The sequence below is a fragment of the Haemophilus haemolyticus genome (assembly GCF_003352385.1).
GTDB lineage: Bacteria > Pseudomonadota > Gammaproteobacteria > Enterobacterales > Pasteurellaceae > Haemophilus > Haemophilus haemolyticus_I.
Map to the genome: position 1 here is coordinate 401,715 of NZ_CP031243.1, position 8,286 is coordinate 410,000.

General features: G+C 36.9%; 9 protein-coding genes and 1 rRNA gene (1 of these 10 cut by a window edge). 7 read left to right on the forward strand and 3 right to left on the reverse strand.

The features are described 5' to 3' along the window. Nucleotides 1-27: 27 nt before the first annotated feature. The 5 genes from tig to nusG all read left to right on the forward strand — a co-directional run bounded on the left by tig (nucleotide 28) and on the right by nusG (nucleotide 4,399). Nucleotides 28-1,326: a trigger factor gene (gene tig / locus DV428_RS02010; RefSeq protein ID WP_065249303.1), complete on the forward strand. Its 1,299-nt coding sequence runs from the start codon at nucleotides 28-30 to the stop codon at nucleotides 1,324-1,326. Nucleotides 1,327-1,452: 126 nt separating this feature from the next. After that, complete coding sequence (gene clpP / locus DV428_RS02015; RefSeq protein ID WP_005639290.1) at nucleotides 1,453-2,034, forward strand: ATP-dependent Clp endopeptidase proteolytic subunit ClpP; 582 nt, start codon at nucleotides 1,453-1,455, stop codon at nucleotides 2,032-2,034. 8 nt (nucleotides 2,035-2,042) lie between these two features. Next, the gene (clpX, locus tag DV428_RS02020; protein ID WP_005628067.1) at nucleotides 2,043-3,284 is read left to right on the forward strand and encodes an ATP-dependent protease ATP-binding subunit ClpX; all 1,242 of its coding nucleotides are present in this window, start codon (nucleotides 2,043-2,045) and stop codon (nucleotides 3,282-3,284) included. 139 nt (nucleotides 3,285-3,423) lie between these two features. Next, complete coding sequence (gene secE / locus DV428_RS02025) at nucleotides 3,424-3,840, forward strand: preprotein translocase subunit SecE (protein WP_005636067.1); 417 nt, start codon at nucleotides 3,424-3,426, stop codon at nucleotides 3,838-3,840. 1 nt (nucleotide 3,841) lies between these two features. Further along, entirely contained in the window at nucleotides 3,842-4,399 is a 558-nt protein-coding gene (gene nusG, locus DV428_RS02030) for a transcription termination/antitermination protein NusG (protein ID WP_005628071.1), read from the forward strand. Between the two features lie 191 nt (nucleotides 4,400-4,590). On the opposite strand, the gene DV428_RS02035 is transcribed toward nusG, so the two are convergent. The 3 genes from DV428_RS02035 to metN are packed head-to-tail and all read right to left on the reverse strand — an operon-like array spanning nucleotide 4,591 to nucleotide 7,167. Next, a complete protein-coding gene (locus DV428_RS02035) occupies nucleotides 4,591-5,412 on the reverse strand; it encodes a MetQ/NlpA family lipoprotein (RefSeq protein WP_065249304.1) in 822 nt (273 codons plus the stop codon). A gap of 38 nt (nucleotides 5,413-5,450) precedes the next feature. Beyond that, nucleotides 5,451-6,140: a methionine ABC transporter permease gene (locus DV428_RS02040; RefSeq protein WP_114908507.1), complete on the reverse strand. Its 690-nt coding sequence runs from the start codon at nucleotides 6,138-6,140 to the stop codon at nucleotides 5,451-5,453. Beyond that, nucleotides 6,130-7,167, reverse strand: coding sequence for a methionine ABC transporter ATP-binding protein MetN (metN, locus tag DV428_RS02045; protein ID WP_114908508.1), 1,038 nt, complete (start codon nucleotides 7,165-7,167; stop codon nucleotides 6,130-6,132). The genes DV428_RS02040 and metN overlap by 11 nt, the downstream gene beginning before the upstream one ends. 175 nt (nucleotides 7,168-7,342) lie before the next feature. Between metN and gmhB the strand changes: the two genes are divergently transcribed. Then, nucleotides 7,343-7,897 carry a D-glycero-beta-D-manno-heptose 1,7-bisphosphate 7-phosphatase gene (gmhB, locus tag DV428_RS02050; RefSeq protein WP_114908509.1) on the forward strand — a complete coding sequence of 185 codons (555 nt, stop codon included), beginning with the start codon at nucleotides 7,343-7,345 and terminating at the stop codon, nucleotides 7,895-7,897. A gap of 339 nt (nucleotides 7,898-8,236) precedes the next feature. After that, nucleotides 8,237-8,286 (forward strand): 16S ribosomal RNA (locus tag DV428_RS02055); it runs 1,490 nt beyond the window's last position.

Consider the following 8,286-nt stretch of genomic DNA (forward strand, 5'->3'; position numbering starts at 1 on the left):
CCGAGTGCAAATTAATTGAGGTAACAAATGTCATTAAATATTGAAACAACTCAAGGTTTAGAACGCCGTGTAGCGATCACCGTTCCAGCTGAAACTGTATCTAAAGCAGTTCGTGAAGAATTTAAACGTGCATCAAAAAATGTTCGTGTAGATGGTTTCCGTAAAGGCCATGTACCTGCTCATATTATCGAACAACGTTTCGGTGCATCAATCCGTCAAGATGTATTAAACGATTTATTACCACGTCATTTTTTTGATGCCGTGATTGCAGAAAAGATTAATATCGCAGGTCGTCCAACTTTTGGTATTGAAACTTTTGAAGAAGGTAAAGATCTAGCTTTCACCGCAACTTTTGAAGTTTATCCAGAAGTTAAATTACAAGGTTTGGAGAATATTAAAGTTGAAAAACCAACTGTTGAAATCACAGAAGCTGATATTGATAAAATGGTTGATGTGTTACGTAAACAACAAGCAACTTGGGCAGAAACCGACTCTGCAGCAAAAGCAGATGATCGCGTAACTATTGATTTTGTTGGTTCTGTAGATGGCGAAGAGTTTGAAGGCGGTAAAGCATCTGACTTCGTATTATTTATGGGACAAGGTCGTATGATTCCTGGTTTTGAAGATGGTATCGTAGGCCATAAAGCAGGTGAGCAATTTGATATTAATGTAACTTTCCCTGCGGAATACCATGCAGAAAACTTAAAAGGTAAGGCGGCAAAATTTGCAATCACCTTGAAAAAAGTAGAAAACATGGTGTTACCTGAGTTAACAGATGAGTTTGTTGCTAAGTTCGGTCCGAATACTAAATCTGTTGCAGATTTACGTGTAGAAATTCGTAAGAATATGGAACGTGAATTGAAAAATGCATTAGTTTCACGTGTTAAACAACAAGTAATTAACGGCTTAATTGAACAAAATCCAATTGAAGTGCCTGCTTCTGCAGTAGAAGAAGAAATTAATGTATTACGCAATCAAGCGGCTCAACGTTTTGGCGGTAATGCACAACAAGCTTCACAGTTACCACGTGAATTATTTGAAGCGGAAGCAACTCGTCGTGTTCAGGTAGGTTTATTATTCTCTGAAGTGATTAAATCTAATGAATTAAAAGCTGATGAAGAACGTGCTAAAGCAATGATTGCAGATATTGCATCAGCTTACGAGCAACCAGCTGAGGTTGTTGAATACTATAGTAAAAACGAAGAATTAATGAACAATATTCGTAACGTAGTATTAGAAGAACAAGCAGTGGATGTAGTACTTGCTAAAGCACAAGTTGCAGAAAAAGTTTCTTCGTTTGATGAAATTATGAATCCACAGGCATAATGATTAATTAATATCGTTATGATTGAATAAAAGTGCGGTCGCTCTTTTTAACAAAAGCGACCGCATTTTTATTTGTATGTTATTTAGAGTAAAATAATTAGCAATTTTAGATAAAAAGGTAAGAACATGAGTGTAATTCCTATGGTTGTTGAACAGACTTCGCGTGGCGAGCGTTCATACGACATTTATTCCCGTTTATTAAAAGAGCGTGTGATCTTCCTAAGTGGTGAAGTGGAAGATCGTATGGCAAATCTCATTGTGGCTCAGCTGCTTTTTTTAGAGTCTGAAGATCCAACTAAAGATATAAATATCTATATCAACTCTCCCGGTGGTTCTGTGACCGCAGGTATGGCTATTTACGACACAATGCAATTTATTAAGCCAGATATTCGTACACTTTGTATCGGTCAGGCATGCTCAATGGGCGCATTCTTGCTTGCTGGCGGAACCGCGGGCAAACGAGCAGCGTTACCAAATGCGCGTGTGATGATTCACCAACCTTTAGGTGGTTTCCGTGGTCAAGCATCCGATATTCAAATTCATGCACAAGAAATTTTGAAAATTAAACACACCTTAAACGATCGTCTAGCATTTCATACTGGGCAAAGTATCGAACGTATTGAGAAAGATACAGATCGCGATAACTTTATGTCAGCTGAAGAAGCAAAAGCATATGGTTTAGTTGATGAAGTTTTAATTAAACGTTAAGGAAACACATGTCAGACAAAGATAAAGATTTACATTGCTCTTTTTGCGGAAAAGAAAAAAGCGAAGTAGATAAATTAATTGCTGGTACAGACGGCTATATTTGTAATGAGTGTATTGAACTTTGTCATTCAATGCTTGAAGAAAGTAATGATGAAAGTGTAGACGAAAGTGCGGCAGAAAATGAAGAGAAATTACCAACTCCTCACGAAATTCGTGCTCATCTAGATGATTATGTTATTGGCCAAGATTATGCGAAAAAAGTGCTTTCTGTCGCAGTTTACAATCATTATAAACGCTTACGAACTAATCATGAAAATAACGATGTTGAGCTCGGTAAAAGTAATATCTTGCTTATTGGACCAACGGGTAGTGGTAAAACATTGCTTGCTCAAACATTAGCTCGTCGCTTAAATGTGCCGTTTGCGATGGCTGACGCGACAACATTGACAGAGGCTGGCTACGTGGGTGAAGATGTAGAAAATGTTCTACAAAAGCTTTTACAAAACTGTGAGTATAATACTGAAAAAGCAGAGCAAGGCATTATCTATATTGATGAAATCGATAAAATTAGCCGTAAATCGGAAGGCGCATCAATTACTCGAGATGTATCTGGCGAAGGTGTACAACAAGCATTGTTGAAACTCATTGAAGGTACAGTGGCTTCTATTCCACCTCAAGGCGGTCGTAAACATCCGCAGCAAGAAATGGTGAAATTGGATACGTCAAAAATTCTCTTTATCTGCGGTGGCGCATTTGCGGGATTAGATAAAATTATCAGTAAACGTACACAAACAAGTACGAGTATCGGTTTTAGTGCGAAAGTAGAAAAGGATGAAGAGGAAAAGTCTCTTTCTGAATTATTCCGTCAAGTAGAACCTGATGATTTAATGAAGTTTGGTTTAATTCCGGAATTTATTGGGCGTTTACCAATGATTTCTCCTCTAAGTGAATTAGATGAAGAGGCCCTTGTGCAAATTCTTACACAGCCTAAAAATGCCTTAACTAAACAATATCAAGCTTTATTTGGACTTGAAAATGTGGAGTTAGAATTCACTCCAGAAGCTTTAAAAGCAATGGCGAAGAAAGCGCTTGAAAGAAAAACAGGCGCACGTGGTTTACGTTCTATTGTCGAGGCTGTATTACTTGATACGATGTATGATTTACCATCTATCGAAAATTTACGTAAAGTAGTCGTGGATGAAAGTACCATTGTAGATAATACTGCTCCAAAATTAGAATATCATTCTTAATAGAAAAGTGCGGTTGTTTTTCCTTATGTTTTCTATTTTGCTTGATGATTTTCAATAGGCAAGGCGAAAAGAAAATGCTACAATCGCACGTTCTTGTAACTTTATTCTTATTTTCCTAAGTAAATAACGGATTCAATTTATGGCAACTGAAATTGTTGATAAAAAGAAAAATGTACCAGAGACGGTGGTAGAAGGTAAATCTAAAGGATTAAATACCCTTCTTTGGATTTTAGTCGCAGTCTTTTTTGCGGCAGCTGCAATTGGTAATGTTTATTTCCAAAAAGTATATTCATTACCTATTCGTGTAGTGGGTGTAGTTATTGCATTAGTGATTGCTTTTGCATTTGCAGCAATTACTAATCAAGGTACAAAAGCTCGTACATTCTTTAAAGATTCAAAAATAGAAGCGCAAAAAGTGGTATGGCCAAGTCGCCAAGAAGCGCGTCAAACTACATTAATCGTAATTGGGGTAACAATCATTGCATCCTTATTTTTCTGGGCGACAGATTCGATTATTGTGACAGTAATTAATTTCTTAACTGATTTGAGATTCTAAAATGACTGAAGAAACAACTGTATCAAAAAAACGTTGGTATGTATTACAGGCGTTTTCTGGTTTTGAAAGCCGAGTGGCTTTAACTTTGCGTGAATACATTAAACAGCAACAAATGGAAGACCAATTTGGTGAAGTGTTAGTTCCAACTGAAGAAGTCGTTGAGAATGTTGCAGGTAAACGTCGTAAAAGCGAACGTAAGTTTTTCCCTGGCTATGTGCTCGTAGAAATGGAAATGAATGATGAAACATGGCACTTGGTGAAAAGTGTTCCGCGTGTTATGGGGTTCATTGGTGGTACACCTGATAAACCAGCGCCAATTTCTAAACGAGAAGCCGATACTATTTTAAACCGTTTAGAACAAACCACAGATAAACCGCGTCACCGCAATGAGTATCATCCTGGTGAAGAAGTTCGTGTGGCGGAAGGTCCATTTGCAGACTTTAATGGTACAGTAGAAGAAGTGGATTATGAAAAAGGTCGCTTAAAAGTTTCTGTATCAATCTTTGGTCGTGCAACACCAGTTGAACTAGAATTTGGTCAAGTAGAAAAAATACATTAATCCTTGATTAAGAATAATTAAAAAAACTACCGCACTTCTATAGTGCGGTTTTTTCATGCCTTGAATTTATCAAGGTATGTATTGCTTGCGTGATCTTTAATTCTAGAAATTAATTGGCCGTAGAGGGAAATAAGATATAAAAATCCCTTGCAGAGCAAGGGATTTCGTAATGCGTGAAAGTGCGGTAGAAATTACCAACCTTTTACAACACCATCTTTAAAGTATTTTTTAGCTTCTTGGTAAACTTCTTCTGTTTGGTAAGATTTTACGAAGTCTTGAACAGCTTTGCTGTCTTTGTTATCGGTACGAGAAACGATAATGTTCACATATGGAGAATCTTTATCTTCTACAAATACACCGTTATCTTGTGCATTTAATCCCACTTGACCAGCATAAGTGTTGTTTACTACAGCTAAATCAACATCGTCTAATGCGCGAGCTGCAACAGAAGTGTCTACTTCAGTGATGTTTAATTTTTTCGGATTTTCAACAATATCTAATACAGTTGAAAGAAGGTTATTTGCATCTTTTAATTTGATTAAACCTTGTTTTTCAAGAAGAATTAATGCACGGCCACGATTTGTTGGATCGTTAGGAACAACAACTTTAGCACCTTCTTGTAATTCATTCACATTTTTGATTTTTTTAGAATAACCCGCTAATGGATAGACGAAAGTATTACCCACAATGACTAAGTTATTTAAATTTTTCGCTTTTGCATCTTCATCTAAATAAGGTTTATGTTGCATTGCGTTTGCATCTAAATCACCTTTAGATACAGCTTCATTTGGTAATGCATAGTCATTGAATTCAACGAATTGAACGTCTAAACCATATTTTTCTTTAGCGACTTTTGCTGCAATTTCTGCAACTTGGTGCTCAGGGCCAGACATTACACCGACTTTGATTTTAAGTGGTGCAGCTGCAACTTCAGGTTTTTTGTCTTCTTTACAGCCTGTTAAAACGAGAGCTGATGCGATTGCAGTGATTGCAAAAAGTTGTTTTAATTTCATAGGATTTCCTTCCTGTTTAAGTTAAGAGTTGTGTTTAATTAACGATGATCCACTTTTTTAGCCAGTGTATCGCCGAGTTTTTGGCTAATCATAACGAATAGCACAATAATAATGGTTGCCACCCAAGTGACATAAGGCATATTGCGATATACGCCGTAGTTGATAGCTAGGCTACCTAAGCCACCGCCGCCTTGCGTCCCCGCCATTGCCGAGTAACCAACTAAAGTGACCAGCGTAAGCGTGATACCATTAATGAGTGTAGGTAGTGCTTCTGGCAAATAAAATTTACGCACAATTTGCCATTTAGTTGCTCCCATTGCTTGAGCAGCTTCGGTTAAACCATTTGGAATTTCCATTAGTGCATTAGCAGTTAAGCGAGCCACGAATGGCATCGCACAAATACTTAATGGAATAATTGCTGCTGTTGTACCTAATACAGTTCCCACGATGAAACGTGTTACAGGTAATAAGATTAAAAGCAAAATAATAAATGGAATGGAACGCCCAATATTAATAATCGAGTTTAACACAAAATGAGTGCGGTTATTTTGTAAAATCTCATTTTTTCCAGTTAAGAAAGTCCATACGCCAACAGGCACGCCGACTACTACGGCAAGTAAAGTAGATGCAAAGCTGATATAAATAGTTTCATAAGTTGCTGTTGCGACAACGCCCCACATTTGAGGTGTTAATTGCTGGCTGAATGTTGCCAAGAAATCATTGAACATAACCTAGCACCTCCACGCGCACGTTGTTTTCCATTAAATAAACTTTGGTTTGTGTAATGGCATCTTCATCGCCTTCTACTTCAGCAATGGTATAACCAAATTTCACTCCTCCGGCATAATCGATTTGTGAGGTTAAGATACTGAGCTCCACGCCAAATTTTTTTGATGCCTGAGAAAGTAACGGCGCATCAACTGATCGGCCAGTAAACTCAAATTTGATAATTGGATACGCTTTGCTATGTTTCGGTGTATCAGTAAGATTTTCCAAATATTCATCAGGTAGACTGATGTGGAAGGTCGAACGAATAAACTCTTGTGCTAATTCTGTTTTAGGATTTGCAAAAATTTCACCGACAGTACCTTGTTCAACTAGGTGACCTTGATCAATGACAGCAACTTGATCACAAATCTGTTTAACAACTTCCATTTCATGGGTAATCAACAAAATCGTAATGCCTAAAGTGCGGTTAATTTCTTTTAATAATTTAAGAATAGATTGTGTCGTTGCAGGATCTAATGCGCTAGTTGCTTCATCACATAATAAGACTTTAGGATCGCTCGCTAAGGCGCGTGCAATGGCTACACGTTGTTTTTGCCCACCAGAAAGATTACTTGGGTAAGTATCACGTTTTTCACTTAAACCAACAAGCTCTAAAAGTGCGGTAATTTTTTCTTGGATTTTTGTTTTTGACTCACCTTCCAATTCCAAGGGTAATGCCACGTTTTCAAAGACAGTGCGAGAACTTAGTAAATTGAAATGCTGAAAAATCATTCCAATTTGACGACGAGCACGCACTAACTCGCGATCAGAAAGTCCTGTTAATTCTACGCCGTCAACAATAACGGAACCGCTTGTTGGTTTTTCTAATAAATTCACACAGCGAATTAATGTACTTTTTCCTGCGCCAGATGCACCAATTACGCCACAAATTTGACCTTTTTCGATGTTTAATGAGACATTATCAAGCGCAGTCAATTTCTTACTAGGCAGCTCAAAAATCTTCGTTATATTGCTTAGCTTAATCATATAAGCCCTTTTTCTTTATTGTTTTTAAATCTGTTTCGGTATTCTAGACGTCTAGATTGCTATGTCAATATGTCAGATTATCTTTTTTAGACAGATTGGTTATGAGTTATATTTGCTAATTGCTTGGATTAAATGGATAATTTTCGGCAATTTGATACGTATGAAAGGTAAGAGAATGAAGAAGGCTATTTTTTTAGATCGCGATGGTACGTTAAATATTGATTACGGTTATGTACACGAAATTGATAACTTTAAGTTTATTGATGGTTCGATTGATGCATTGCGAGAATTAAAGAAAATGGGATATATGTTGGTGTTGGTTACCAATCAATCTGGAATTGCGCGTGGTTATTTTTCTGAGGATCAGTTTTTACAGTTAACAGAATGGATGGATTGGTCATTGGCTGAACAAGATGTGGATCTGGATGGAATTTACTATTGTCCACATCATCCTGAGGGAAAAGGTGAATATAAAGAAGACTGTGATTGCCGGAAACCTAAACCTGGAATGCTATTGCAAGCGATCAAAGAATTAAAGATCGATCCTGCGCAATCTATTATGGTTGGAGATAAAGTTGAAGATCTAAAAGCTGGAATTGGCGCGAAAGTGAAAATGAATGTATTAGTTCGTACAGGTAAACCAGTAACAGAGGAAGGCGAGAAAGTAGCTGATTATGTGTTAGATTCTATTGTTGATCTTCCGAGAATTTTAAAACGATTAAAAAAATAGCTCAAAATATCTATATTTTGCTCTAATCGCTTGTGCTTTAATCAAAAGATCATTTTTTTAAATATTTTTACAAAAAAGTACTTGCAAGGGATTTGAAAATCCCTATAATGCACCGCACACAACGACGCACTGTTGTGAAATTTTTAAGTTTACAAGTGCGTCGTTGTTTTTTGCTCTTTAACAATGTATCAGACAATCTGTGTGGGCACTTGTTGATTGACTTGTTTTAAAATATTTTTAATTTTGAAGTCTTAATAGGTGCTTAACTGAAAATTCATAATTACTTTTTTAAGTAGTGTTTTTATTTATAGCTAAGCAGTTTATTGAGCGATTGAACTTGAATTGAAGAGTTTGATCATGGCTCAGATTGAACGCTGGCGGCAGGCTTA

What these genes read in the sequence shown, in the direction of transcription:
- gmhB (WP_114908509.1), top strand. Translation starts at nt 7,343, where the DNA reads ATGAAGAAGGCTATTTTTTTAGATCGCGATGGTACGTTAAATATTGAT.
- clpP (WP_005639290.1), top strand. Translation starts at nt 1,453, where the DNA reads ATGAGTGTAATTCCTATGGTTGTTGAACAGACTTCGCGTGGCGAGCGT.
- DV428_RS02035 (WP_065249304.1), bottom strand. Translation starts at nt 5,412, where the DNA reads ATGAAATTAAAACAACTTTTTGCAATCACTGCAATCGCATCAGCTCTC.
- tig (WP_065249303.1), top strand. Translation starts at nt 28, where the DNA reads ATGTCATTAAATATTGAAACAACTCAAGGTTTAGAACGCCGTGTAGCG.
- clpX (WP_005628067.1), top strand. Translation starts at nt 2,043, where the DNA reads ATGTCAGACAAAGATAAAGATTTACATTGCTCTTTTTGCGGAAAAGAA.
- secE (WP_005636067.1), top strand. Translation starts at nt 3,424, where the DNA reads ATGGCAACTGAAATTGTTGATAAAAAGAAAAATGTACCAGAGACGGTG.
- nusG (WP_005628071.1), top strand. Translation starts at nt 3,842, where the DNA reads ATGACTGAAGAAACAACTGTATCAAAAAAACGTTGGTATGTATTACAG.
- DV428_RS02040 (WP_114908507.1), bottom strand. Translation starts at nt 6,140, where the DNA reads ATGTTCAATGATTTCTTGGCAACATTCAGCCAGCAATTAACACCTCAA.
- metN (WP_114908508.1), bottom strand. Translation starts at nt 7,167, where the DNA reads ATGATTAAGCTAAGCAATATAACGAAGATTTTTGAGCTGCCTAGTAAG.